This window comes from Sphingomonas sanxanigenens DSM 19645 = NX02, from assembly GCF_000512205.2.
Classification (GTDB): Bacteria; Pseudomonadota; Alphaproteobacteria; order Sphingomonadales; family Sphingomonadaceae; genus Sphingomonas_D; species Sphingomonas_D sanxanigenens.
In genome coordinates this window covers 5979485-6004803 of sequence record NZ_CP006644.1, presented here as the reverse complement: position 1 = coordinate 6004803, position 25319 = coordinate 5979485, and the positions used below count along the sequence as shown (strand labels likewise).

General features: G+C 69.1%; 25 protein-coding genes. 14 read left to right on the top strand and 11 right to left on the bottom strand.

All coding sequences use genetic code 11. The annotated features are described in order from the left end of the window. The first annotated feature begins 6 nt into the window (after nucleotides 1–6). Nucleotides 7–846 carry a hypothetical protein gene (locus NX02_RS27550; protein ID WP_025295393.1) on the top strand — a complete coding sequence of 280 codons (840 nt, stop codon included), beginning with the start codon at nucleotides 7–9 and terminating at the stop codon, nucleotides 844–846. Between the two features lie 14 nt (nucleotides 847–860). Here NX02_RS27550 and NX02_RS27545 read toward each other — a convergent pair whose 3' ends face one another. The 3 genes from NX02_RS27545 to NX02_RS27535 are packed head-to-tail and all read right to left on the bottom strand — an operon-like array spanning nucleotide 861 to nucleotide 2691. After that, nucleotides 861–1268 carry a dihydroneopterin aldolase gene (locus NX02_RS27545; protein WP_025295392.1) on the bottom strand — a complete coding sequence of 136 codons (408 nt, stop codon included), beginning with the start codon at nucleotides 1266–1268 and terminating at the stop codon, nucleotides 861–863. Next, a complete protein-coding gene (locus NX02_RS27540; RefSeq protein ID WP_025295391.1) occupies nucleotides 1265–2017 on the bottom strand; it encodes an SDR family NAD(P)-dependent oxidoreductase in 753 nt (250 codons plus the stop codon). Before NX02_RS27540 ends, NX02_RS27545 begins: the two co-directional genes overlap by 4 nt. Before the next feature lie 41 nt (nucleotides 2018–2058). After that, nucleotides 2059–2691 (bottom strand): glutathione S-transferase family protein, encoded by a 633-nt coding sequence (locus NX02_RS27535; RefSeq protein ID WP_025295390.1) that lies wholly within the window; start codon nucleotides 2689–2691, stop codon nucleotides 2059–2061. Between the two features lie 99 nt (nucleotides 2692–2790). Here NX02_RS27535 and NX02_RS27530 point away from each other — a divergent pair, with 99 nt between their 5' ends. The 4 genes from NX02_RS27530 to NX02_RS27515 all read left to right on the top strand — a co-directional run bounded on the left by NX02_RS27530 (nucleotide 2791) and on the right by NX02_RS27515 (nucleotide 5740). Next, nucleotides 2791–3297, top strand: coding sequence for a GNAT family N-acetyltransferase (locus tag NX02_RS27530; RefSeq protein ID WP_025295389.1), 507 nt, complete (start codon nucleotides 2791–2793; stop codon nucleotides 3295–3297). Between the two features lie 75 nt (nucleotides 3298–3372). After that, nucleotides 3373–3939, top strand: a complete 567-nt coding sequence (locus NX02_RS27525) for a DUF1285 domain-containing protein (protein ID WP_025295388.1) — start codon at nucleotides 3373–3375, stop codon at nucleotides 3937–3939. After that, entirely contained in the window at nucleotides 3936–4538 is a 603-nt protein-coding gene (locus NX02_RS27520) for a CoA pyrophosphatase (RefSeq protein WP_025295387.1), read from the top strand. Before NX02_RS27525 ends, NX02_RS27520 begins: the two co-directional genes overlap by 4 nt. After that, nucleotides 4526–5740 (top strand): CCA tRNA nucleotidyltransferase, encoded by a 1215-nt coding sequence (locus tag NX02_RS27515; protein WP_025295386.1) that lies wholly within the window; start codon nucleotides 4526–4528, stop codon nucleotides 5738–5740. The genes NX02_RS27520 and NX02_RS27515 overlap by 13 nt, the downstream gene beginning before the upstream one ends. Nucleotides 5741–5792: 52 nt before the next feature. Here the strand turns inward: NX02_RS27515 and NX02_RS27510 are convergent, their stop codons facing one another. From NX02_RS27510 to NX02_RS27500, 3 genes are read right to left on the bottom strand one after another with little or no spacing between them, the layout of a single operon-like run. Beyond that, complete coding sequence (locus tag NX02_RS27510) at nucleotides 5793–6335, bottom strand: LptA/OstA family protein (RefSeq protein WP_025295385.1); 543 nt, start codon at nucleotides 6333–6335, stop codon at nucleotides 5793–5795. A 5-nt stretch (nucleotides 6336–6340) separates the two neighbouring features. Continuing rightward, nucleotides 6341–6979: an LPS export ABC transporter periplasmic protein LptC gene (gene lptC / locus NX02_RS27505; protein ID WP_025295384.1), complete on the bottom strand. Its 639-nt coding sequence runs from the start codon at nucleotides 6977–6979 to the stop codon at nucleotides 6341–6343. A gap of 30 nt (nucleotides 6980–7009) precedes the next feature. Next, on the bottom strand, nucleotides 7010–7627 hold the full coding sequence (locus NX02_RS27500) for a ribonuclease D (RefSeq protein WP_025295383.1): 618 nt from the start codon (nucleotides 7625–7627) through the stop codon (nucleotides 7010–7012). Between the two features lie 34 nt (nucleotides 7628–7661). Here NX02_RS27500 and NX02_RS27495 point away from each other — a divergent pair, with 34 nt between their 5' ends. Both NX02_RS27495 and NX02_RS33980 read left to right on the top strand, forming a co-directional pair. After that, nucleotides 7662–8159 (top strand): DUF4870 family protein, encoded by a 498-nt coding sequence (locus NX02_RS27495; protein WP_245648714.1) that lies wholly within the window; start codon nucleotides 7662–7664, stop codon nucleotides 8157–8159. A 153-nt stretch (nucleotides 8160–8312) separates the two neighbouring features. Next, nucleotides 8313–9140 (top strand): cold-shock protein, encoded by an 828-nt coding sequence (locus tag NX02_RS33980; protein ID WP_025295381.1) that lies wholly within the window; start codon nucleotides 8313–8315, stop codon nucleotides 9138–9140. A gap of 269 nt (nucleotides 9141–9409) precedes the next feature. Here the strand turns inward: NX02_RS33980 and NX02_RS27485 are convergent, their stop codons facing one another. Further along, complete coding sequence (locus NX02_RS27485; RefSeq protein ID WP_025295380.1) at nucleotides 9410–10699, bottom strand: MFS transporter; 1290 nt, start codon at nucleotides 10697–10699, stop codon at nucleotides 9410–9412. Between the two features lie 162 nt (nucleotides 10700–10861). Here NX02_RS27485 and NX02_RS27480 point away from each other — a divergent pair, with 162 nt between their 5' ends. From NX02_RS27480 to NX02_RS27455, 6 genes are all read left to right on the top strand, one after another. Further along, nucleotides 10862–11686 carry a sulfite exporter TauE/SafE family protein gene (locus tag NX02_RS27480; RefSeq protein WP_025295379.1) on the top strand — a complete coding sequence of 275 codons (825 nt, stop codon included), beginning with the start codon at nucleotides 10862–10864 and terminating at the stop codon, nucleotides 11684–11686. Nucleotides 11687–11709: 23 nt separating this feature from the next. Continuing rightward, on the top strand, nucleotides 11710–12834 hold the full coding sequence (locus tag NX02_RS27475; protein WP_025295378.1) for a pyridoxal phosphate-dependent aminotransferase: 1125 nt from the start codon (nucleotides 11710–11712) through the stop codon (nucleotides 12832–12834). Between the two features lie 67 nt (nucleotides 12835–12901). After that, nucleotides 12902–14530 (top strand): helicase HerA-like domain-containing protein, encoded by a 1629-nt coding sequence (locus tag NX02_RS27470; RefSeq protein ID WP_025295377.1) that lies wholly within the window; start codon nucleotides 12902–12904, stop codon nucleotides 14528–14530. Continuing rightward, a complete protein-coding gene (locus NX02_RS27465; RefSeq protein WP_025295376.1) occupies nucleotides 14527–15369 on the top strand; it encodes a class I SAM-dependent methyltransferase in 843 nt (280 codons plus the stop codon). Before NX02_RS27470 ends, NX02_RS27465 begins: the two co-directional genes overlap by 4 nt. After that, nucleotides 15366–16736, top strand: a complete 1371-nt coding sequence (locus NX02_RS27460; RefSeq protein ID WP_025295375.1) for a phenylacetate--CoA ligase family protein — start codon at nucleotides 15366–15368, stop codon at nucleotides 16734–16736. The genes NX02_RS27465 and NX02_RS27460 overlap by 4 nt, the downstream gene beginning before the upstream one ends. Before the next feature lie 184 nt (nucleotides 16737–16920). Then, a complete protein-coding gene (locus tag NX02_RS27455) occupies nucleotides 16921–18879 on the top strand; it encodes an OPT family oligopeptide transporter (protein ID WP_025295374.1) in 1959 nt (652 codons plus the stop codon). A gap of 159 nt (nucleotides 18880–19038) precedes the next feature. On the opposite strand, the gene msrA is transcribed toward NX02_RS27455, so the two are convergent. The 4 genes from msrA to pabB form a co-directional block, all read right to left on the bottom strand. Beyond that, complete coding sequence (msrA, locus tag NX02_RS27450; protein ID WP_039996881.1) at nucleotides 19039–19734, bottom strand: peptide-methionine (S)-S-oxide reductase MsrA; 696 nt, start codon at nucleotides 19732–19734, stop codon at nucleotides 19039–19041. Nucleotides 19735–19824: 90 nt separating this feature from the next. Beyond that, nucleotides 19825–19971 (bottom strand): hypothetical protein, encoded by a 147-nt coding sequence (locus NX02_RS33185; RefSeq protein ID WP_169787216.1) that lies wholly within the window; start codon nucleotides 19969–19971, stop codon nucleotides 19825–19827. Nucleotides 19972–20111: 140 nt separating this feature from the next. Beyond that, nucleotides 20112–21314, bottom strand: a complete 1203-nt coding sequence (locus NX02_RS27445) for a pyridoxal phosphate-dependent aminotransferase (protein ID WP_025295372.1) — start codon at nucleotides 21312–21314, stop codon at nucleotides 20112–20114. A 117-nt stretch (nucleotides 21315–21431) separates the two neighbouring features. After that, nucleotides 21432–23192 carry an aminodeoxychorismate synthase component I gene (pabB, locus tag NX02_RS27440; protein WP_025295371.1) on the bottom strand — a complete coding sequence of 587 codons (1761 nt, stop codon included), beginning with the start codon at nucleotides 23190–23192 and terminating at the stop codon, nucleotides 21432–21434. 132 nt (nucleotides 23193–23324) lie between these two features. On the opposite strand from pabB, the gene NX02_RS27435 reads away from it, so the two are divergent. Beyond that, nucleotides 23325–25262 (top strand): S9 family peptidase, encoded by a 1938-nt coding sequence (locus tag NX02_RS27435; RefSeq protein WP_025295370.1) that lies wholly within the window; start codon nucleotides 23325–23327, stop codon nucleotides 25260–25262. Nucleotides 25263–25319: the final 57 nt, after the last annotated feature.

Sequence of the window (25319 nt, the reverse complement as noted above, 5' to 3'; positions counted from 1 at the left end):
AAGCTGATGCGTCTGCTGTACCCTCTCGCGGCCCTCGCCGCGCTGTCCACCACGGCCGTTTTCGCCGCCCCTTCCCCGCCACAAACCCCGCTTCCCGCCTATACTTACGCGGATCTTGCGGACCTTTCGATCACCGCGCCGGTCATTGCTAGCGCAACCATCCGCGAGGCGATCAGGGTCAAGGGGGCGCAGGCCGCCGATGTGCCTTCCGGCAAGATGCGGTTTTTCGTTCGGGCCGATATCGTCAGCCTGATTCGCGGCGAAGGCGGCCTTGCGCCGCAGGTCGCGTACGTCGTCGACGTGCCCCTCGATTCGCGGGGCCGCGCGCCCAAGCTGAAGCGCTCGCAGGTGCTGCTGCTCGCGCGCCGCGTCGCCGGCCGTCCAGGCGAGATCCAGCTCGTCGCCAAGGACGCCCAATTGCCCTGGTCGGCGCCGCTCGAGCAGCGCGTTCGCGCTATCGTGCAGGAATCGGTGCGCCGGGATGCGCCGCCGGCGATCGCCCGGATCGGCAGTGCGTTCCATGTCATGGGAACGCTACCAGGCGAAGGGGAGACGCAGATCTTCGTCATTGCGGCCAACAATGTGCCGATCTCGCTGAGCGTGGTCCGCCGTCCCGGACAGGAACGCCATTGGGGCGTGGCGCTGGGCGAGATCGTCGACGAATCCGCGAGCGCGCCAGCGCCGGACACGCTGCTGTGGTACCGGCTGGCCTGCGGCCTGCCGCGCGCGCTGCCCGCCGCCGCGCTCAACGATGCGGAGCCCGCGGCGGCGCAGGCCGCGCGCGAGGACTATCGCTACGTGCTCGACCGGCTCGGCCCCTGCGCGCGCACGCGCGCCGCGGGGTGAGGCTGGCGGGCGGCTCAGCCCTCGAAAGAGGCGATCTCGACGCCGACCGCCTTGCAGTCCGCATAGACGTCCGGCTTGCGCGTCGACACGCGCAGGCGGACGACGCCGCGGCGCGCGGCGATCAGGTCGTAAATCTCGCGCGCCAACGTTTCCTGCAGGTTGAACCGGCGGCCCTGCGTCACACGGAGAATCTCCGTGCGCAGGAAATCATAGTTCCAGGCGGCCGCGGCGCTGTCTTCCGCGGCGAAATGTTCGGCATCGACCCACACGTCGACCGAGATCAGCAGGCGCTGCGGCGCCCCCACCTCGAAATCATGGAACCCGATATCCACCGGCAGATCGAACGCCTCCAGGAAGATGCGGTGGCTGCGCGGGGCGAGGCTCCGGGGCACGAGGCCGTCGAGCTTGGGCGGGGTGGTCATTCGGTCTCCATGAATTGAACGTCGCGGGGCAGGCCGAGAAAGCGCTGCCCGGCATCGATGGCGATGGTCTGGCCGGTGATCGTCGGCGTCGCGATGAGGAAGCGCAGCGCCGCGACGAGATCGTCGACGGTGACGCCGGTGCCGAGCGCGGTCATCCGGTGCGCCTTCTCGAAATTGTCGCGGCTTTGGGGGCCCGACACCAATGTAACGGCGGGCGCGATGCCGCACACCCGGATCCCGCGCGGCGCCAGCACGCGCGCGAGCAATTCGCTGGCGCCGGCCAGCGCCTGTTTCGACACCGTATAGGAAAAGAAGTCGGGATTGGGCTGCGCGAGCTTGGCGTCGAGCAGATTGACGACCAGCGCCGGCTGCCCCTCGGGCACCGCCGCGGCGAAGCCCCGCGCCAGCAGCACCGGCGCGCGCACGTTCACCGCCATGTGGCGATCCCATTGCGCGACGCCGAAATCGCCGAACAGGTCGAGATCGAAGCGCGAGGCATTGTTGACGAGCAGCGCCGGCGGCGGCAGCCCGTCGAGCGCGGCCATCACCCGCCCGGCGCAATCCGGCTCGGCGAGGTCGGCGGCGACGACGGTCGCATCGCCGAGTTCGGCCGCGAGCGCATCCGCCTCGGCACGGCTGGCGTGGCAGTGGATCAGCAGGTGCCAGCCGTCCGCGGCGAGCGCGCGCGCCATCGCGGCGCCGATGCGCTTCGCCCCGCCGGTGACGATTGCCGTGCGTTCGCTGCCCATGCGGTGCCGCTAGACGGTTGCGGGGGCGCTGGGAAGGCGGGTCACGCCGCAGCGCTCGGCCGCGCCGCCATCGCCGCGCGCCATCGGGCGACACCCTCCCCCGCGCCCCCCATGTCGAGTCGGCCGACCCCGCCGAATTCCAGCGTCACGAAGGCGGCGATGTCGGCATAGCTCAACCGGTCGGTCGCGATCCACTCATGCTCCGCCAGCCGCGTCTCCAATGTTTCGAGGAAGCGCCGCCACAGCAACCCGGCGCGCGCCACCAGCGCGGGAATCTGCGGCACCTCAGGCCAGCAGCCGGGCAGCGCCTTGCCGGCAAGACGCGGATGGCCGTTGCGAAACGCGTAGACCGCAGCCGCATAGCCTTCGCCATCGACCAGCCGCAGCACCGATTCGATGCGCGCCACGTCGCGCGGATTGGCGCCGAACAGCGACGGCTCGGGGTGCAGCGTCTCGAAGAAGCGGCAGATCGCCGACGATTCGAGGATCAGTTCGCCATCGTCGAGCTGCAGCGCCGGCAGGGTGCCGCGCGGATTGATGTCCAGAAAGTCGGCGGCGAGATGGGCACCGCCCCGGATGTCGACGGAGACGCGCGGCACGTTCAGCGCCTTTTCCGCAAGATACATGCGGACGCGTCGCGGGCTCGGCGCCCAGGCCGCATCGAACAGTTTCATCGAAAATCCCCCTGATTTCGCTTTCCAAATCCCCACATGACGCTAAAGCGCGCCGCCGCCGAGATCGATCGGCACCGCCATTGAGGAGCGAACCGGACGTTGGTCAAGATCACCCCCCTGAGCGACGCCGATCCGTCGGCGGTGGAAGCGCTGCTGGACGACGCCTTCGGCGCCGACCGCCGCGGCCGCACCGCCTATCGGATGCGCGAAGGGACGCAGGCGATCGACGCGCTGTGCTTCGGCGCGTTCGACGGCGGCCGGCTGGTGGGCACGATCCAGTGCTGGCCGGTATCGTTGCTGACCCCGCTGGGCGCGCAGCCGATGGTGATGGTCGGTCCCGTCGCGGTCGAGCCCGATCGCCAGCGCGACGGCATCGGCCGCGCGCTGGTCGCCGCTTCGCTGGCAGCATCCGATGCGCGCGGCGGCGATGTGCTGATGATGATCGGCGATCCCGAATATTATGGCCGCTTCTTCGGCTTCAGTGCCGACGGCACCGCCCTGTGGGAGGTGCCGGGCCCGGTCGAGCGGCACCGGCTGCTCGCGCGGGTGCCCGACGGCACCGTCATGGCGGCGGCGGGCCGGATCGCGCCGCGCGTCCACGCCTGATTTCGGCGCGCGGACGATACGGATCGGCGGACCCGCGCTTTGCGGACGCCGGCCGAATCGCCTAAGCGGCAGGCCATGCCGATGCCCCCGCCCCCCGATCTTGCCGGCCTGTCGCTTGCCGACATCGCCCGGCTCGCCGCCGAACGACGCCTGCCGCCGGTCGACCAGTGGCATCCCGACCGCAGCGGCGACAGCGAGATGCGGATCGCGGCGGACGGCAGCTGGTATCATCAGGGCGACCGCATCGATCGCCCCGAGATGGTCCGGCTGTTCGCCACCATCCTGCGGCGCGAGGCGGATGGCAGCCATGTGCTGGTGACGCCGGCGGAACGGCTGGCCATCGCGGTGGACGATGCGGCGTTCGTCGCCGTCGAGCTCAAGAGCGAGGGTGAAGGTCCCGCCCGCCGGCTGGCGTTCCGCCTCAACACCGGCGACCTGGTGATCGCAGGGCCCGAGCACGCCCTGACCGTCGTCGAGCGCGCCGATGGCCCGCACCCCTATCTGCACGTGCGCGGCGGGCTGCAGGCGCTGATCGCGCGGCCGCTGTTCTACGAACTGGCCGAGATCGCCATCGCCGAGGACCATGCCCCGGCCGGCGTGTGGAGCGACGGCGCCTTCTTCACGCTGGAGCCGGCGGCATGACGCTTGCCGAACGATTGCGTCTCGCGCTCGAACGCGGCGGCGAACGCCAGACCATATTGCTGGAGGGCGATGTGCGCGACGCCCTGGTCGGCGCAGGCGAGGTGATCGTGCCGGCGGCGGTACTCGTCGCCGTCACCGACCGCGCCGAGCCGGGCGTGATCCTGACGCGGCGCACGACGACCTTGCGTCGCCACGCCGGCCAGATCGCCTTCCCCGGCGGCCGCGTCGACCCCGAGGATGCCGGCATCGTCGCCGCGGCCCTGCGCGAGGCGGAGGAGGAGATCGGCCTGCCGCGCGCGATGGTCGAGGTGATCGGCGAGGCGGACGGCTATCGCACCGTCACCGGCTTCCAGGTGACGCCGGTGATCGGCGTCGTACCGCCGGACCTGACGCTGGTGCCGCACGAGGCCGAGGTTGCCGATGTGTTCGAGGTGCCGCTGTCGGTGCTGATGGGCGAAGGCAATTATATCGAGCAGGCCATCGAGTGGCAGGGCCGCCAGCGGCACTATTACGAGCTGTCATGGGATGGGCGCCGCATCTGGGGCGCGACCGCGGGCATGCTGATCAACCTGGCGCGGAGGCTGGCATGGACGGCTTGACCCTGCCCGACGTCGACTGGCGCACGCGCAACGGCATGGCGGCGCTGCTCGACGCGCTGGGCGCCAACGAGGGTGACAGCCGCTTCGTCGGCGGAGCGGTGCGCGACGCGCTGCTCGGCATCGACGCCAAGGATGTCGACATCGCGACGCGGCTGAAGCCGCCGCAGGTGCTCGAACGGCTGAAGCGGCAGGCGATCCGCGCGGTGCCGACGGGGATCGCGCACGGGACGATCACGGCGGTGCTCAAGAGCGGCCCGGTGGAGGTGACCACGTTGCGCCGCGACGTCGCCACCGACGGCCGCCGCGCCACCGTCGCCTTTTCGGACGACTGGCGCGAGGATGCGGCGCGGCGCGACTTCACGATCAACGCGCTCTACGCCGACCCGTCAACCGGCGAGATCCACGATTATTTCGGCGGCCTCGCCGATCTCGCCGTGCGCCGCGTCCGCTTCATCGGCGCGCCGCTGGAGCGCATCGCCGAGGATCATCTGCGCATATTGCGCTTCTTCCGCTTCCACGCGCGCTTCGGACTCGACCGCCCCGATGAGGAGGGGCTCGCGGCCTGCGCCGCGCGTGCCAACGATCTGATGGCGCTGTCGCGGGAGCGAATCGCCGACGAGCTGCTCAAGCTGCTCGCCGTCGCGGATCCCCGGCCCACCGTCGCGCTGATGATCGATCGGGGCATCTTCACGCCGGTGCTGCCCGAAATCGGCATCGACGGCGCCGCCAGGCTCGGTCGCGTCGTCGCGGGCGAATCACGGGCGGGCATCGCCGCCGACCCGGTCCGCCGGCTGGCGGCGCTGCTGCCCGACGATCCGGTGCTGGGCGAAGCCGTGGCCGCGCGGCTCAAACTGTCCAACCAGAACCGCAAGCGGATCGCGGCAGCGCTTGCCGGCGCGCCCGATGCGCTGCCCGTCGAGGCGTTCGCCTATCGCACGGGCGTCGCCGGCGCGATCGACCGGCTGCTGCTGCACGATGGCGACGAGGCCGAGATCCGCCGCCTCGCCGGCTGGGCGCCGCCGCGCCTGCCGATCGGCGGCGGCGCGCTGGTCGCGCGTGGGCTGGCGGCAGGACCGGCGGTGGCGCGGGCGTTGCAGACGGTGGAGCGGCAATGGGTGGCGGAAGGTTTCCCGCCGGCGGAGCGGGTGCAGGCGATCGCGGATGAGGTCGCGGCGATGATTCTGGCCGAGGCGGGCACGTAGACGCGTAGACATGCCTCCCCGAGCGTTGGTTCGGGGAACGACGGAACCCCGCTCAGTTGTTCCGCTTGGGAACCGTGAACCGTCCGCTGACGCGCCCGCCGCCGCTGGACACGCCCGGCGCGCCCGGGCTGGGCGCCGCGGCGCCATCGACCACCGAGCGGCCGGTGGTGAGGTCGATGACCAGCCGGCCGCCGCGGATCGTGCTCTGGCCCTGCGTCAGCATGACCCCGCCCAGCATCGTGATGCGGCGCGCGTTGAGGTCGTAGATCGCAAAATCGCCGCGCGCGGTTTCGGAGGCGCTGCGCACGACCACCCCGCCGGCAGCATCGAGTCGCTGCACCTGGATGCCGTCATTGCTGGCATAGGCGACGGTCAGCCGCGCCGCATCGAGCGTGAGGCCCGCCTGGCGCACCTTCACATTGCCCGAGAAGATTGCGCGGTCCGCGCGATCCTGCACCTCGATTCGGTCGGCGTCGACATCGACCGGTGCGTTCGAATCATGCCCGCGCAACGCCTGGCCGAGCGCCGGTGCTGCAATGGCGACGAGCCCCGCCGTGGCAGCGGAGGCGATGGCGAGGATCAGAGCAGGGCGCATGCCGGTCATCTGCCTTGACGCTGGACGATGTGCAAGCGTGCACGGCCCTGCAACGTCACCGTCCGCGCCTCCAGGTCGGCGCGCATCTGTTGCGCGCTGAACGTACCGAGCGGCATCGCACCGTCGGCGGGGCCGGTATTGGTCACCTGCCGGGTACGCAGATCGACCGCGACGTCGCGCGTATCGAGGCGATAACCGTCCGCCCCGCGAACCTGCACCGGCCCGTCGACCGCGACCTTTTCCGCATTCATGTCATAGCGGCCACGCGGCGCGGTCACCGTTGCCGGCCCGTCCTTCAGCGCGAGCTCGGCCGACAATTTTTCAAGCCGCACAATCGGATCACGCGAACTGGCCTGCACCGCCGAGCCGGCGCGGAGCTGGAAGGGCTGCCCCTTGCTGTCCTCCCCCCGATAGATCGCGGACGTCACCCTCATGCGTTCCTTCGCGATCTCGACGCTGTCCTTGGCGAGGACGAAGCTCAGTTCGTTGCCGCGGGTAAGCGGCGCGATCGCCAGCACCGCGGCGAGCGCACCGATCGCGGTCGGGAAGATCACGCGGCTGACCGCGATCAGCCGGTCGTGGCGGCTTCCCGGCGCGGCCCAGCGTTGCCTGAGGCTGCGCTTGTGGACGGCGATCTCTGACATGCGGCTCCCCCGCGGTAAGCGTACGGCGAATCAGATATGCGCGAAGATATCGATCTCGGGCCAGCCGGCGAGGTCGAGCTCGGCGCGCGCCGGAAGAAAATCGAAACAGGCCTGCGCGATGCCGGTGCGCCCCTCGCGCGCCAGCCGGCGATCGAGCTCGTCGCGCAGGCGGTGGAGGTAGCGCACGTCCGACGCGGCATATTCGCGCTGGGCATCGCTGAGATCGGGGCCGCCCCAGTCCGACGACTGCTGCTGCTTCGAGATTTCCTGCCCGATCAGTTCGCGCACCAGTTCCTTCAGTCCATGGCGGTCGGTGTAGGTGCGCACCAGCCGCGACGCGATCTTGGTGCAATAGACCGGCGCCGCGACGACGCCCAGATACTGGCGGATCGCGGCGAGGTCGAAGCGGGCGAAATGATAGAGCTTGAGGCGCTCCGGATCCGCCAGCACCGCGCGCAGATTGGGCGCGGCGTAGTCGCTGCCGGGCGAGAAGCGCACGAGATGCTCGTCGTCGCCGCCGTCGGAAATCTGGACGACGCACAGCCGGTCGCGCGGGGTGATGAGCCCCATCGTCTCGGTATCGATGGCGATGGGCCCGGGCGCGAGCACGCCTTCGGGCAGATCTTCTTCATGGAAATGCACGGTCATGCCGCACGCATAGGCGCGCGGACGGTGGGGCTCAATGGCGAAGCATGTTTTTGCCGCATGTGCCGAGGAACACAGCGACTCTGCCGCCACGGGGCTAAGCGGTTGCGCGTGCACCGACAAAAGCGCACAATCTGCAACATGTTCTCAATCAGCGGGGCTCAATGCGATGACCGACCCTTACCGCGGACCGCAATCCTCAAGCGGCTTCGAACTGAACCAGCCGACAATCATCTCGCTGCTTTATCTCGCCAGCTTCATCACCGGCATCACGGGCATCGTCGGTGTGGTTCTTGCCTATGTTTGGGGCGGCCAGCCGAAAGCAAATTGGGAAACGAGCCATTACGCCTATCATATCCGGACGTTCTGGTTCGGGCTGATCGGCTTCGTCGTCGGCGCGATCCTCTCGCTCATCCTCATCGGCTTCCTGGTGATGCTTGCCACCGGCGTATGGGTGGCGGTGCGATCGGTGATGTCGCTGCTCAACGCGCAGAAGCGTTTGCCGATGCCCAATCCGCAGACTCTCTTGTTCTGAGCGACAGCGGCTTGAAATCATTCGCAACGACGAGGTTTTTCCGCTAAGGGATTCGCAGGTGCGGCCAATTTTCCGCACTGGGGGACTTGCGACCGTCGTCCGGCGTGTGTTTCCAGTAATGAAGTGCGGGCGACCGGGAAAGTACAACAGGGCATGAGTTTCGACAGAGGACGCCGCGGGGATCGCGGCGGTCGCGGCAGGGACAAGCGCGACGGTTTCGGTGACGAGGGCGGCGGCAGCAGTTTCGGTGGCGGCTTCGGCGGCGATCGCTTCGGCGGTGGCGGCGACCGGTTCGGCGGCGGTTTCGGTGGTGGTGATCGCTTCGGCGGTGGCGGCGACCGGTTCGGCGGCGGTGGCGGCGATCGCTTCGGCGGCGGCGGCGGCGGTGGTGGCCGCGGCGGCTTCGGCGGTGGTGGCGGCGGCGGCGGTTTCGGCGGCGGTGGCCGCGGAATGCCGGCGCAGATCATCGGCGAAGGCAAGGGCGTCGTCAAATTCTTCAACGCCCAAAAGGGCTTCGGCTTCGTCGTTCGCGACGACGGCGGTGAAGATGTGTTCGTCCACATCAGCGCGGTCGAGCAGGCCGGCCTGACCGGTCTGGCCGAAGGCCAGCCGCTGGGCTTCACGCTCGTCGATCGTGGCGGTCGCATCTCCGCGACCGAGCTGAAGATCGACGGCGAGCCCCTGCCGGTGACCGGTGGCGGCGCGGTGGCGCCCGCGGGTGGCGCTCCCGGCGCTGCGCGCGGCGGGCCCCAGCGTCAGCTGACGGGCGAGAAGGCGACGGGCACCGTCAAGTTCTTCAACGCGATGAAGGGTTTCGGCTTCATTCAGCGCGATGACGGGCAGCCTGACGCGTTCGTCCACATCTCCGCCGTCGAGCGGGCTGGCATGACCAGCCTGAACGAAGGCGACCGGCTCGAGTTCGAGCTGGAGGTGGATCGCCGCGGCAAATATGCCGCCGTCAACCTGAAGCCGCTGCAGTAAAAGCAGCCGGCTGACACGATTTCACCCCGGGCCGGACCTCGGCCCGGGGGATTTCGCTTTTGCTGCAAGCGATTACGCCATGAAGCGCCGGCTGCCCGTCGGCGTTTCATGGCGCTTCTTTTATCTGCGCTGCCGCGATGAACGCGGGCATTCGCGCGCCCCTTTCCGGGCCAGCGGTGGAAGGGGGCCGCCCTTTTCATTCAGAGTGCAGCGGCATCGGATGCCTGAGCGCACACCCCCAACCACGCCTTTCGGCCGCGGGGCCCCGATCAATCGCGATCGATCGCGCTGTTCGTCCGCGTATCGCGCATCGCGAGATAGACGATCAGCGACAGTCCGATCATCGCGCTGACATACCAATAGAAAATCTGTTCCACGCCTTCGTCCTTCAGCTTGAGCGCGACGATCTCGGCGGTGCCGCCGAACAGCGTGTTCGCGATCGCATAGGGCAAGGCGACGCCGAGCGCGCGGATGTGCGCCGGGAACAGCTCGGCCTTCACGATGGCGTTGATCGCGGTATAGCCGGTGACGATCACCAGCGCCCCCACCACCAGTGCGAAGGCCATCCATGGATCATCGGTGCGTTCGAGCGCCCGGAAGATCGGCACGGTCATCAGCAGCCCTGCGACGCCGAATCCCACCATCAGCGGCTTGCGGCCGATCCGATCGGAAAGCGCGCCCGCCGCGGGCTGCAGGCACATGTAGATGAACAGCGCCCCGGTCATGATCGTCGTCGCGGTCTCGCGGCCGAAGCCCGCGGTGTTGACGAGGAATTTCTGCATGTAGGTGGAATAGGCATAGAAGGCGAGGGTGCCGCCCGCGGTCAGCGCGATCACCGTGAAGGCTTCGCGCGGGTGGAGGCGGAACAGCGCGAACAGCCCCGATCGCGGCGCCTCCTTCGCCTGTCCGCGCGTGAAATTCTCGGTCTCGATCAGCCCGCGGCGGATTCGGAAGACGACGATCGCCAGCACCCCGCCGATCGCGAAGGGGATGCGCCAGCCCCAGCTTTCGAGCTGCAGTTCGCTCAGCGCAAGTTGCAGCAGCATCAGCACGAACAGCGCCAGCAACTGCCCCATGATCAAGGTGACATACTGGAAGCTGGAGAAGAAGCCGCGCCGGTCGCGCGTCGCCATTTCGGACAGATAGGTGGCGCTCGCGCCATATTCGCCGCCGACGCTCAAGCCCTGCATCATCCGCGCCAGCGCGAGGATGATCGGCGCGCCGACGCCGATCGACGCATAGCCCGGCGTGATCGCGATCAGCAGCGATCCTGCGCACATCAAGGTGATCGACAGCGTGAGCCCGGCCTTGCGGCCATGCCGATCCGCGAAAACCCCCATAAGCCAGGCGCCGATCGGGCGCATCAGGAAGCCGACCGCGAAGATCGCGCCGGTCTGCAGCAGCTGCGCGGTGCGATCGCCCTCGGGGAAGAAGGCCGGTGCGAAATAGAGCGAGAAGGCCGAATAGACGTACCAGTCATACCATTCGACGAGGTTGCCGGCGGAACCGCCCAGGATCGATTTCAGCCGGCGCTGGCTGCTGATCCCTTGTTCCGTCATTCCTTTTCTCCCGTATCGCCATCGCCCCGCAAACCCTGCCCCACCCACCACGGCCGGGCAAGCAACGGGCCTGGTCGAAAAATTACTGGCCAAGCCCCCGACAATAGGGTTGCATGCGCCCGCTGCGTTGCAGCGTGAGCGCATCTGGGGGTTGCCGCGCGGATGGACCTTGGCGTCTGGCTGATACCGGTGGCGGCGATGCTGGCCGCGGGGCTGTTTGCCGGCTTCGCCGCGGGCCTGTTCGGCATCGGCGGCGGCTTCGTCGTGGTGCCGGCGCTGTTTCTCGTGCTGCCCCTGCTCGGCGGCGACAAGCAGCATCTGGCGCATGTCGCGATCGGCACGTCGCTCGCCACCATCGTCGGCACGTCGCTCCGCTCGGTTCAGGCGCATGCCCGGCGCGGCGCCGTCGATTTCGACATCTTGCGCAGTTGGGCACCCTGGATCGTGCTGGGCGTCGGTGCGGGCGTCCTGGTTGCGGACCGCGTCGACGGCACGATCCTCGCGCTGATCTTCGGCACCGGCGTGGCGGTGATGGCGATCCACTTTCTCGTGCCGATCCTCGCCGACCGGCGGATCGCCTCCGAGATGCCGGGCGGCTATGCCCGCGCCTCGATCGCGGGCTCGCTCGGCGCCTTTTCCTCGCTTCTCGGCATCGGCGGCGGCACGATCGCGATCATCGTCATGACCTTGTGCGGCAAGTCGATCCATCGCTCGATCGCCACGGCCGCCGGCATTGGCGCGATCATCGCGGTGCCGGGGACGATCGGTTTTATCGCGATCGGCCTCGGCGAGCCCGACCTGCCGGTCGGCACGCTCGGCTATGTCAACATTCCCGCGGCGCTGGCGATCATGGCGACCTCGATGCTGACCGCGCCGCTGGGCGTCGCCGCGGCGCACCGGCTGAGCCCGCCGCTGCTGCGCCGCAGCTTCGGCGTCTACCTGCTTTTCGTCGGCGCAACGATGATCCGGAACGCGCTGATGGGCTGAACGCGAACGACAAGGGGGTTATCATGACGACAGGACTGACGAGACGTTCCCTGATCGGTGCCGCCGCGGCGGCGCCTGCTGCGGTGGCGATCGGCACACGCGCCGCCGCCATCATGCCGACCCCCGCCGTCGCAGCGGAATTCGGCGCCCCCAACGGCGTGGCCCTGCTCTCGCGCAACGAGAATCCCTATGGGCCCGCGCCCAGCGCGATCCGGGCGATGGCCGATGTCGCGGCGCGCGGCTGCTATTATGCCGATCGCGGGCTCAACAAGCTGACCGCGATGATCGCCGAGCGCCATGGCGTCTCGCCCGAACAGGTCGTCGTCGGCTCGGGTTCGACCGAGATCCTCTGCGCGATCGCGATGGCGTGGCGCGACAAGGGGAGCATCCTCTGCCCCGACCTGTTCTGGGACACGACCGCGGTCTATGCCGAACGCAAGGGTGCGACCTTGAAGCGCGTCGCGCTGGGTGCGGACATGGGCATCGATCTCGCCGGCCTGGCCGGGGGCCTCGGCCCCGACGTCGGGCTGATCCATATCTGCAACCCCAACAACCCCACCGGCATGGTGCTGGACGGCGAAGCGCTGCGCGGCTTCGTCCGCACCGCGGGCAAGACCGCGACGGTGCTGGTCGACGAGGCCTATAACGAACTGACCGACCAGCCTGACGCGCGATCGGTGATGCCGCTGGTGAAGGAAGGCGCGAACCTGATCGTCTGCCGCACCTTCTCCAAGATCTACGGCATGGCCGGGCTTCGCATCGGCTATTCGATCTCCAGCGCGGAGCACGCCGCGATCATCCGCGGCTGGCTGACGAGCTTCGGCGGCAACAGCGCCGGGCTGGCCGCGGCGATCGCCTCCTATGACGACACCGCCTTCACCACCATGTCGCGCCAGCGCGTGATCGAGGCGCGCGGCATCATCCTCGACGCGGTCAAGGCCGCCGGGCTCACCGCCCTCCCCTCCGAGACCAACTTCGTCTTCGTGAAGGTGCCCGACGCCGATCGGCTGCAGAAGGCGATGGCCGGCCAGGGCGTGATGATCCGCGGTACCTATGGCCGCTGGACGCAATGGTCGCGCGTCTCGACGGGACGGATCGAGGATGTGCGGCGCTATGCCGCGGCATTGCCGCGGCTGGTCAGCGCCTGACGCCATTTCCCCTCCCGCGCGACTGTTCTAAGACATGGTCCGGCGCGGTGCCGGTGCGGGAGGGATGATGGCTGACGCTGAGGGTGTGTTCGTCGGGGTCGGCGGCGGCAATCGCCAGATCCTCAACTTCCGCCGCGCCAACCGCCACGGGCTGATCGCAGGCGCGACCGGCACGGGCAAGACAGTGACGTTGCAGGGGCTGGTCGAGGGCTTTTCGGGGGCGGGCGTGCCGGTGTTCGTCGCCGACGTGAAGGGCGACCTTTCCGGCCTCGCCATGGCCGGATCGCCGACCGCCAAGGTGCATGACGGTTTCGCCACGCGCGCCGCCGAAATCGGTTACAGCGACTGGCGCTATGCCGACAATCCCGTGCAGTTCTGGGACCTGTTCGGCGAACAGGGCCCCGTGCGCACCACCGTGTCGGAGATGGGGCCGCTGCTGCTCTCACGGCTGATGGACCTCAACGACACCCAGGAAGGCGTGCTGACCATCGCCTTCCACGTCGCCGACAGGGACGGGCTGCTGCTGCTCGACCTCGACGATCTCCAGGCGATGCTCGCGCACTGCGCGGAGCGCGCGGCCGAGCTGACCACCACCTACGGCAATGTCAGCAAGGCGACGGTCGGCACGATCCAGCGCGCGCTGCTCCAGCTCCGCAGCCAGGGCGGCGACCATTTCTTCGGCGAGCCCGCGCTCGACATCGCCGACCTGATCGCGCGCGACGACAAGGGCCGCGGCATCGTCAACATCCTTGCCGCCGACAAGCTGATGGCGAGCCCCAAGCTCTATTCCACCTTCCTGCTCTGGCTGCTTTCCGAGCTGTTCGAGACGCTTCCCGAGGTTGGCGACCCGGACAAGCCCAAGCTCTGCTTCTTCTTCGACGAGGCGCATCTGCTGTTCGACGATGCGCCCAAGGCGCTGCTCGACAAGATCGAACAGGTCGTGCGGCTGATCCGCTCGAAGGGGGTCGGCGTCTATTTCATCACGCAGAACCCGGTCGATATCCCCGAGACCGTCGCCGGCCAGCTCGGCAACCGCGTCCAGCATGCGCTGCGCGCCTTCACGCCGAAGGACCAGAAGGCGATCCGCGCCGCCGCCGAGACCTTCCGGGCCAATCCCGGCGTCGACGCCGCCACCGCGATCACCGAACTGAAGGTGGGCGAGGCTTTGGTCTCGCTGCTGCAGGCGGATGGATCGCCCTCTCCCGTCGAGCGGACGTTGATCAAGCCGGTCGCCTCGCGCGTCGGTCCGGTCACCCCCGTCGAGCGCGGCGTGATCCGCGAGACCGACGCGATCGGCACGAAATATGACGAGGCGATCGACCGCGAGTCGGCCGAGGAACTGCTGACCGCCAAGGCGGCCGAGGCGAGCGCCGCGGTTGCCGAGGCCAGGGCCGCGGCCGAACAGGCCCGGCTCGACGCGGCGCAGGCCAAGGAAGACGAGAAGGCGCGCGTGGCCGCCGAGCGCGAGGCGGCGAAAGCCGCCAAGGAGGCAGAACGGGCGCGCCAGGCGCAGGAGCGGGACGCCGCCCGCGAAGCCGCCCGGCGCGCGAAGGAGGCGGCCAGGCCGAGCCTCGCCGAAACCATGGTCCAGTCCGCCGCACGCTCGGCCGCCAGTTCGATCGGCCGCAAGGTTGCCGGCAATTTCGGCGCGCAACTGATGCGCGGCCTGCTCGGCGGGCTGTTCAAGGGCCGGTGACCGGCATCGCGCCTCCGCCGGGCGCGATGCCCTCCGACCTCGCCGAAGAGCTGCGCGACTTCCACCGGCGCTGGGCGACGATCCGGCCGCCGCTGCGCCCCGATGCCGGGGTTGCAGCCACCGTTGCGGCACTGCTCGACGCCGTGGGCGCGCGCGACGATGCGCGGCCGACGCTGCTGCTCGGCGTCACCCCCGAACTCGCCGCGGTGCCGCGCCATCTGGTCGCGGTCGACTGGAGCCGCGCGATGGTGGATGCCGCCTGGCCCGGCAGCGCGCCGCAGCGCCACGTCGTGATCGGCGACTGGAAGCGCATGCCGTTGGCCGAGGCGAGCGTCGCCGCCGCGATCGGCGACGGCATCGTTTCGATGCTCAGCCTGCCGATGGAGCAACCGCTGCTGTTCGCGCAACTCCGCCGCGTGATCCGGCCCGGCGGCCGTATCGTGCTGCGCTGCTTCGCCACGCCCGATCCATGCGAGCGGGTGGCGACGGTGCGCGACGCCGCCTTCGCCGGCGGGCTCGATTTTCATGCGTTCAAGCAGCGCTTCAACATGGCGATCAGCGTGGCGGACGGTCTGCCCAACATCAGCAGCGCGCATCTTTTCGCGCGCTTCGAGGCGCTCTTCCCCGATCGCATGGCGCTCGCGCAGGCGAGCGGCTGGAGCCTTGCGACGATCGCCGAGTTCGACGCCTATCGCGGCTCGCGCTACGTCCATTGCTATCCGTCGCGCGATGCCGTCCTCGCGCTGGTGCCGGGTTGGGCGCAGGCGCCGCACTTCGTCGAAACGTCCGGCTATCCGCTCGCGGAACGCTGCCCGCTGCTGGTGATCGACCTGCCATGACACCCGACCCGCGCCTCGGCCTGATGCGCGGCGACATCGCCGGCAGCCGCTGGCCGCCATTGTTCAGCAGCCGCGCCGCCTCGCTCGCGGCGCTGCTCCATCAGCTCGATGCCAGCCAATGGCTCCCCGCCGATGCGATCGCCGCGCGGCAGCGCGGACAGCTCGGCATGGTCGCGGATCATTTCGCGCGCCATTCGCCCCGCTTCGCCCGCCGGCTGGCAGAGGCGGGGCTCGACGCCGCGGCGCTGGCGCGGCCCGACGGGCTCGCCGCGCTGCCGCTGCTGACCCGGCGGATGGTGCAATCGACCAGCGAGCCGATCCACATCGATCAGGTGCTGCCCGGCCACCAGCCCGTCCGCACCGTCAACACGTCGGGATCGACCGGCGAGCCGGTGATCGTCCGCCGCACCGCGGTCAACCAGCTCCACTGGCTGGCGATGACGATGCGCTACCATCTGTGGGCCGAGCCCGATCTCACCGGCCGCCTCGCCGCGATCCGCGCCAACATGGTCGATTGCGGGGAGGACAAGGATTGGGGCGTTCCCGCAAACCTGTTCTTCGATACCGGCCCGGGGCTGCGCATCGACATCCGGACCGACATCCGCGCCCAGCTCGAGATGCTGCAGCGTTTCCGCCCGTCGAGCGTGATGATCTACCCCAGCAACCTCGCCGCGCTGATCGACGAGGCGGATGCGCGCGGCGTTGACCTCGGCTTCGTCGCGCGCTGGCGGACGTTGGGCGAAACGCTCTCCCCCGACCTGATCGAGCGCGTCGAGGGGCGCGAACAAGGACGCGTGTTCGACTGCTATTCGTCCGAGGAAATGGGCTATCTCGCGCTGCAATGCCCGTCGGGCAGCGGACTCTATCATGTGATGGCCGAGACGGTGATCGTCGAGATCGTCGACGAGGCCGGCCGCGCCTGCGCACCGGGCGAGCGCGGCCGCGTGCTGGTGACCGACCTGCACAACCATGTCACGCCGATGATCCGCTACGACATTCGCGACCATGCCGAGGCCGGCGGCGCCTGCCCGTGCGGCCGCGGCCTGCCGACGATGCGCCGCATCCTCGGCCGCGAACGCAACATGATCGTCAAGCCGGACGGCAGCCGCCACTGGCCGCTGACCGGCTACAAGCAGTTCCGCGAGATCGCGCCGATCCGGCAATATCAGTTCCGCCAGCACGAGATCGACCGCATCGAGGTGCGGCTGGTGACCGAACGCCCGCTGACCGGCGACGAGGAAGCCGCGCTGGTCGCGCATCTGCACTGGAAGCTGCAGCACCCGTTCCGGATCGCGCTGACCTATTTCGAGGGGACGCTGCCGGTGGGGCGGAACGGGAAGTTCGAGGAGTTTCTGTCGCTGTTGTGAGGGGCTTCACCCTCCACACAACCGTTCGCCCCGGGCGAAGTCGAGGGAGGCGAACGGAGGGGGATGATGCGTTCTTCTCCACGCCCTCATCTTTCTTCCCGAGCGCAGATGCGGGGGACATCGGAGGCCCGCTCCGATGCCGCCCCCCATTGCCACCCCGCCAGGTTTCGTGCGTAACGGCCTGATGACCACGGGAACCAAAACCAGCCTGCCCGAACTCACGATCCGGGGCATCATCCTCGGCGGCGTGATCACATTGCTGTTCACCGCCGCCAACGTCTATCTCGGGCTCAAGGTGGGGCTGACCTTCGCCACCTCGATCCCCGCGGCGGTGATCTCGATGGCGATCCTGCGGCTGATCGGCGGATCCAACATCCTCGAGAACAATATCGTCCAGACCATCGCTTCGGCGGCGGGCACGCTGGCGGCGATCATCTTCGTGCTGCCCGGCCTGATCATGGTCGGCTGGTGGCAGGGCTTCCCCTATTGGACGACGGTCGCGGTGTGCGCGATCGGCGGCATCCTCGGCGTGATGTATTCGGTGCCGCTGCGCCGCGCGCTGGTGACCGGATCGGACCTGCCCTATCCGGAAGGCGTCGCGGCGGCCGAAGTGCTCAAGGTGGGCGCCGGCACCGAGGCGGGCGCCGACGAGAATGCCATGGGGCTGCGCGCGATCCTGTTCGGCGCGCTGGGTGCGGCGGGATTCTCGCTGCTCGCGGCGATGAAGCTCGCCGTCGCCGAACTGGCGACCGCCTTCCGCGTCGGCGCAGGCGCCAGCGGTGCCTCGACCAGCCTCGGCATGGCGCTGATCGGCGTCGGCCATCTCGTCGGCCTCACCGTCGGCATCGCGATGCTGGTCGGCATGCTGACATCCTGGGCAGTGCTGGTGCCGATGCTCACCTGGGGCCAGGCGGCGGGGACGGACGTCGCAGCGCTGGTCGGCAGCACCTTCCGCAACCAGGTGCGCTTCATCGGCGCGGGCGCGATGGGCATCGCCGCGATCTGGACCCTGCTCAAGATCCTCGGCCCGATCGCCGCCGGCATCCGATCGGCGATGGCCGCCGCGGAGGCCCGCCGCGCCGGCGGCATGCTCGAGCTCACCGAGCGCGACCTGCCGATCGGCATCATCGGCGGCGTCATCCTCGCCTCGCTGCTGCCGATCGCCGGCCTGCTGTGGAGCTTCAGCGCGGGCACCCCGATCGCCGAACATGCCGCCGGCATCATCGCCGGCACGCTGGTCTACGTGGTGGTGGTCGGCGCGATCATCGCCGCGGTGTGCGGCTATATGGCGGGCCTGATCGGCGCCTCGAACAGCCCGGTCTCGGGCGTCGGCATTCTCGCGGTGCTGGGCGCGGCGGTGCTGCTCGCCCTGCTCTACGGTACCGGCGGCGATCCGGAAACCAGCGCCGCGCTGGTCGCCTATGCGCTGTTCACCACCGCGATCGTGTTCAGCATCGCCACCATCTCCAACGACAATCTGCAGGATCTCAAGACCGGCCAGCTCGTCGGCGCGACGCCCTGGAAGCAGCAGCTTGCGCTGATCCTCGGCGTGATCTTCGGATCGCTGGTGATCGCGCCGGTGCTCGACCTGCTCAACACGACGATGACGTTCGAGGGCGCGCCAAACGCCAAGGAAGGCGCGCTCGCAGCCCCCCAGGCGGCGTTGATCTCGGCGCTCGCCAAGGGCGTGCTCGGCGGCGACATCCGCTGGGATCTGATCGGCTATGGCGCGCTGATCGGCGTCGCGGTGATCGCGATCGACGAACTCCTCGGCCGCTTCACCGGCAACCGCCGTCGCCTGCCGCCACTGGCGGTCGGGATGGGCATCTATCTGCCGATGGCGCTGACCCTGCTGATCCCGATCGGCGCGCTGATCGGCAAGCTCCATGAGAATTGGTCGCGGCGCCAGGCCAACCCCGAGCTCGCCGAGCGTCTGGGCGTGCTCGCCGCGACCGGGCTGATCGTGGGCGAGAGCCTGTTCGGCGTCACCTTCGCAGGTCTGGTATATCTGACGGACAGCGACGCGCCGCTGGCGGTGGTCGGACCGGCGTTCGAGGGGGTGGCGACGCTGCTCGGGCCGCTGCTGTTCGTGGCGACGATCTTCGGACTCTACCGGCTGACGCGGACGATGGCGCGGGGGTGACGGACTTAGCCCCTCCTCTTTAGAGGAAGGGTTGGGGTGGAGGCGAGCGCAGCGCGCTTCCGCGCGCGCGGAAACAACGGCGCCGTCGACGGCATTGAGCCCCCGCCGCCGCTCCCCACCCCCTTCCCCTCCCCTCAAGGGGAGGGGCTTTTGGCGATCTCACCGCGCCGGCGCCGCCTGCCACATTGCCGGGAAGGTCACCTTCAGGTTCGCCACCTTGGGCGCGTCGTTGATGCGGATATAGGGGTGGCTCGGATTCCGGTTGAGGAAGTCCTGGTGATAGGCTTCCGCCGCGTAGAAGCGCCCGCTTTCGATCTTCGTCACGATCGGCCGCTTGTAGGAACCCGCCGCCCCCAACTGTGCGATATAGCGCGTCGCCACCGTCTTCTGCGCCTCGCTCTGCGGGAAGATCGCGGAGCGATAGCTGGGGCCGGTGTCCGGCCCCTGGCGGTTGAGCTGGGTGGGGTCGTGCGCGACCGAGAAATAGATCTGCAGCAGCCGGCCATAGCTGATCACCTGCGGATCGTAGACGATGCGCACCGCCTCGGCATGGCGCGTGCGCTCGGTGCTGACCTGGTCGTAGGTGGCAGTATCCGCGCTGCCGCCGGCATAGCCCGATTCGACGCGGCGAACGCCCTTCACATGCTGGAACACGCCTTCCATGCCCCAGAAGCAGCCGCCGGCGAGTATCGCGGTCTGCATGCCCTTGGGCGGATCGATATCGACGCGCGGCGGGGCGATCGCCACCGCTGCCTCGGCGTGCGCGGGTGCCGGGCGGGCACCCTCGAAAAGAATCGCGCCAACCCCAAGGGTCAGCGCGACGATGGCTGTGGTGGATGCGACTGCGGCCTTCATGCCTTCAACTCCGTACCTCGCCCATGAAACGGCGACAGACGAAGCTACGCACGAAGCCGGGTGGCGGACGCAGCGGCGTCCGCCCGTGCATCAGGCGATTTGCTCGACCGCGGCGTGGATGCGCGCCTTGAGCTCGGCCTTCTGGTCGGCCGGCTGCAGCGCGACGAGCGCGACCGCGGCGACCAGGAAGCCGCTCATGAAGTGCCGGAAGAAATCGGACCGGATAACATTACGCATAACCAGAAACCCCATTTCGGCTTTCGCCGCATCAATCCCGATGTGACTCAGCCTAGCTCTGTCCCGAGAGTTCGTCTGTGCGCCGCATCACATGGCGATGCGGCGCTGAATGTCTGTTGAACCGTGGCGTCGTGCCCGGTTCAGCGAAGCGCGGCGCACGCCTCCGCGATGCGGTTGCACGCCTCGGTGAGGATCGCTTCCGACGTCGCGTAGCTGACGCGGAATGCCGGCTCCACGCCGAACGCGCCGCCATGCACCGCCGCCACCCGGCCGGTATCGAGCAGATAGCCGATCAGCGTCTCGTCGGTGTCGATCGTCACCCCGTCCGGCGTGGTCTTGCCGATCAGGCCCGACACTTCGGGATAGACGTAGAAGGCGCCTTCCGGCGTCGGGCAGGTGATCCCGTCGATGGCGTTGAGCAACCCGACCACGAGGTCGCGGCGCTTCTGGAAGGCCGCCGCACGATCCTTGAGGAAACCCTGGTCGCCGTTCAGCGCCGCGGTCGCCGCCGCCTGCGCGATCGAGCAGGGGTTGGAGGTCGACTGCGACTGCAGCTTGGCCATCGCCTTGATCAGCCAGGTCGGGCCGCCGGCGAAACCGATGCGCCAGCCGGTCATCGAATAGGCCTTGGAACAGCCGTTGACGGTCAGCGTGCGCTCGTAGAGGTCGGGCGCGACCTCCGCGATCGTCGCGAACCTGAAGTCGTCATAGACGATATGCTCGTACATATCGTCCGCCATGATCCACACATGCGGGTGGCGGCGGAGCACTTCGGCCAGCGCCTTCAGCTCGTCCGCCGAGTAGGCGGCGCCGGTCGGGTTGCTCGGCGAATTCAGGATCACCCAGCGCGTCTTCGCGGTGATCGCGGCGTCGAGCTGCCCGGCGGTGATCTTGTAGTTCTGGTCGGCGCCCGCCTTCACGAACACCGGCACGCCGCCGGCGAACTGGACGATATCGGGATAGCTGACCCAGTAGGGCGCCGGGATCACGACCTCGTCGCCGGCGTCGATCGTCGCGACCAGCGCGTTGAACAGGGTGTGCTTGCCGCCCACGTTCACGCTGATCTGGTTCGCGGCATAGTCGAGGCCGTTGTCGCGCTTGAACTTGGCGGCGATCGCCGCCTTCAGTTCGGCGGTGCCGTCGACATTGGTGTACTTGGTCTTGCCCGCGCGGATCGCCTCGATCGCGGCGTCCTTGACGAAATCGGGCGTGTCGAAATCGGGCTCACCCGCGCCGAGGCCAATGACGTCGACGCCCTTCGCCTTCAATTCCAGCACACGGCTGGTCATCGCAAGGGTGGCGGACGGCTGGATACGGTCCAGCGCGGCAGAGGTCGTGCGCATGGTGTGCTGCCTTGGCTTGGGTGATTTCGCGCCGGCTCATAGGCGGCGGGGATCGTTACGGCAACCGCCTGCGTGACCCTAAACCGTCACATTCGACGAACGCCCGATAACCGCAGCTCAAACGGCGAGCGTGGCCCGTATCAGCCCGCGGCGGGCATTGCCGACCAGCAGCCCATCCTGCAGGTCGTCCGGCCGCAGATCCTGTTCGACAGCGCGGCCCGCCGCGATCAGCGACGCGCGCAGAACGCCGGGCAGGAGGCCGCGCGCCAGCGGCGGCGTCAGCAAGCGACCATCGCGTTCGACGAAGAGGCTGGTGAAGCTGCCTTCGGTGAGGAAGCCCTGGGGGTCGACGAACAGCGTTTCGAACGCGCCGGCGGCGACGCGCGCGCCATCGTAGAAGCCGCGCGCGCTGGTCTTGTGGCGCAGGCGGAAGTCCGCCGGATCGACCGGCAGCGGGACCAGCTTCACCGGAACCGGCCCCGCCGGCGGCGGCGGCATCGGCCGCCGCTCCACCGCCAGCGCGCCGCTGCGCGACAGCTTGAGCCGGACGGTCGCCGGCGCGTCGAGCCCGTCGCAGGCGCGCAGGATCGCGGCGCGGACAGCCGCGGCATCGCAGGCGAAAGCGAGCGCCGCGGCGCTCGCCGTCAGGCGGGCAAGGTGCAGGTCGAGCAGCGCGATGCCACCCACGGGATCGAACGCCATCGTCTCGATCAGGTCGAAGCGCTCGGCGCTCGCGGCGAACGCGCCCTTGGCCAGCGCCTCGCGCCATTCGAGGTGGACATCCGAATCGGCGACGATGCCCGATCCGAGCCCCAATGTGGCGCAGCCATCGGCGAGGCACAGAGTGCGGATCGCGACGTTGAACGACGCGTCGCCGGCCGCGTCGATCCGCCCGATCGCGCCGGTATAGGCGCCGCGCGGCGCGGCCTCGACCGCGTCGATCACCTCCATCGCGCGGATCTTGGGCGCGCCGGTGATCGACCCGCACGGGAAGATCGCCTCGACCACATCCACCGCCGACCGCCCTTCGGCTAGCCGCGCGGTGACGGTGGAGGTCAGCTGGTGGACGGTGGGATAGGTCTCCACCTCGAACAGCCTGGGCACCGAGACGCTGCCGGGTGCGGCGACGCGGGTGAGGTCGTTGCGGAGCAGGTCGACGATCATCAGATTCTCGGCGCGCTGCTTGGGATCGGTGCCGAGGTCCGCCGCCAGCGCCGCGTCCGCCGCCGGATCGACGCCGCGCTCAGCGGTGCCCTTCATCGGCCGGGCAGTCAGCCGGCCATCCTCCAGCGTGAAGAAGAGTTCGGGGCTGAGCGAGAGCAGCCAGCGCTCTCCGGTGAAGACGATGCCGCCATGCCCCGCGCGCGCGCGCCGGCGCAGCCCGGCATAGAGCGCGAGCGGGTGGCCGGCGGTCGCCATCCGCGCCTGGAAGGTCAGGTTGGCCTGATAGATGTCGCCCGCCGCGATCAGCCGCTGGACCTCGGCGAAGGCGGCGCCATAGGCGGCGCGGCTGATCAGCGGCCGCGCGGGGGCGACATGACCGCCGGCGGGATCGGGCAGCAGCGCCGGCACCTCGGCGGCGGGGATGGACCGCCAGCCCCGGAACAGCCCGAACCACAGCAAGGGCCCCTCCGGCTGCGCGCGAAGCCCGCCGAGCCGCGGCTCCAGCGCATGGCCCGCTTCGTAGGCGAGGAAGCCGGCGACATCGAGGCCGTCCGCGATGGCGCCCCGCAGTGCGGCCAGCGCCGGCCGCATCTCATCGCGGTGGTGCGCGACGACGATCCGCTCCGGCGCGGCGTAGAGCCGCGCATCGGCGGCACCGGCGAGACGTGCGTCATCGAGCAGGACGAACGGCGTCGGCGGCGGGGGCAACAGCATCGGGCGCGATTGGCACCGCGTGCCGGCGATGTCGAGCCGCACGCCCATTCACAGTTTCGACGAGCGTCGATGGACGCTCCGCAAGGCCCCGCCTAACCTGCCGGCAACAGACCGATACAGGGGATATTCGCCATGAAACTCCGCCTCGCCGCCGCATCGTCCGGCGCCGCGCTTCTCACCCTTGCCCTGCCCGCCTTCGCGCAGGACGAGGCCGCCGTCGTCGACAAGCCCGCCGCGCTCGTCGCGGACGGCATTCCGGCGGTGCCCGCCGACCTCGCGCTCAAGACGCGGCCCTATATGGAATATCGCACCGCTGCCTTTCAGGGCTGGAACAGCGCCGACAAGTCGATGCTGATCGCCACGCGCTTCGGCAATGTCGCGCAGCTCCACCGCGTCGCCGGGCCGATGATGGCGCGCACCCAGATCAGCTTCGAGGAGGAACCGGTCCGCGGCAGCTGGTCCCCCAGGGGCGACGTGCTCGTCGCGTCCAAGGACATCGGCGGCAGCGAGTTCTACCAGCTCCATGCGCTGAAGGACGGGCGGCTGACCTTGCTGACCGACGGCAAGAGCCGCAACGAGATCGGCGTGTGGAGCCATGACGGCCGCTGGCTCTCCTACAGTTCCACCCGCCGCAACGGCAGCGATTCGGACCTCTATCTGATCGACCCGCGCGATCCGAAGAGCGACCGGATGGTGGCGCAGGTGAAGGGCGGCGGCTGGGCGATCGCCGCAATCGCGCCCGACGGCAGGACCGCGGTGGCTGTGCAATATATTTCCATCGCCAAATCCAACCTGTTCCGGCTCGACCTCGCCTCGGGCGCGATGACGCCGATCGGCGACCACAAGCGCGACATCGCCTATGCCGCCGCCGAGTTCGCGCCGGACGGGACGCTCTACGTCACCAGCGACGAGGGCTCGGACTTCCTCCGCCTCGGCACGCTCGATCCCGCGACCGGCACGTTCACGGTGAAGAGCCCCGATCCGAAATGGGATATCGACGGCTTCGACGTCGCCCCCGACGGCAGCTTCATCGCCTATATCGTCAACGAGGCGGGCAGCAGCCGCGTCAAGCTGATGGACGCGAAGACCGGACAGGTGCGCACGGTGACCGGCCTTCCCGCGGGCGTCGCCGGCGGCCTCGAGATCGCGCCCTGGGGCGCGATCGGCCTGACCTTCACCTCCGCGAAGAGCGCGGCGGATGCCTATGCGATCGATCCGAAGACGCTGGCCGTCACCCGCTGGACGCAGAGCGAGACCGGCGGGCTCGACACCAACAGCAATGTCGAGCCGCAGCTCGTGGAGGTGAAGAGCTTCGACGGCGAGACGGTCTCGGGCTTCCTCTATCGCCCCGACGCGAGGAAATTCCCGGGCAAGCGGCCGCTGATCGTCAACATCCATGGCGGGCCGGAGGGGCAGTTCCAGCCCGGCTTCGTCGGCCGCAACAATTATCTGCTGAACGAGCTGGGCATCGCCATCTTCTTCCCCAATGTCCGCGGCTCGTCGGGCTTCGGCAAGCGCTTCGTCGGCCTCGACAACGGCCCCTTCAAGCGCGAGGATTCGGTGAAGGATATCGGTGCCTTCCTCGACACGCTCGACAAGGATCCGGCGCTCGACACGCGCCGCTTCGCGGTGACCGGCGGCTCCTATGGCGGCTATATGTGCTATGCGGTGGCGATCCGTTACGGCGCGCGGCTGAAGGGCGCGAACTGCGTCGTCGCGATCTCCAACTTCGTCACCTTCCTCGAGAACACCCAGAGCTATCGCCGCGACCTGCGCCGCGTCGAATATGGCGACGAGCGGGTGCCCGAGCAGAAGCAGAAGCTGCTGGAGATCAGCCCGCTGACCAGCGTCGACAGGCTGAACATCCCGCTGATGGTGGTGACCGGCGGCAACGATCCGCGCGTGCCGGCGAGCGAGGCCGACCAGATCGTCAAGGCGATCCGCGCCAAGGGCGGCACCGCCTGGCACCTGCTGGGGCAGAACGAGGGCCACGGCTTCGCCAAGAAGGAGAATGCCGATTACCAGTTCTGGACCGGGCTGATGTTCTGGAACCAGACGCTGCTGAAGTGAGCGTGTGGGCGGCGCGGATATGTCCTCACCGGAACGGGGAGGGGGACCGCCAGCCGC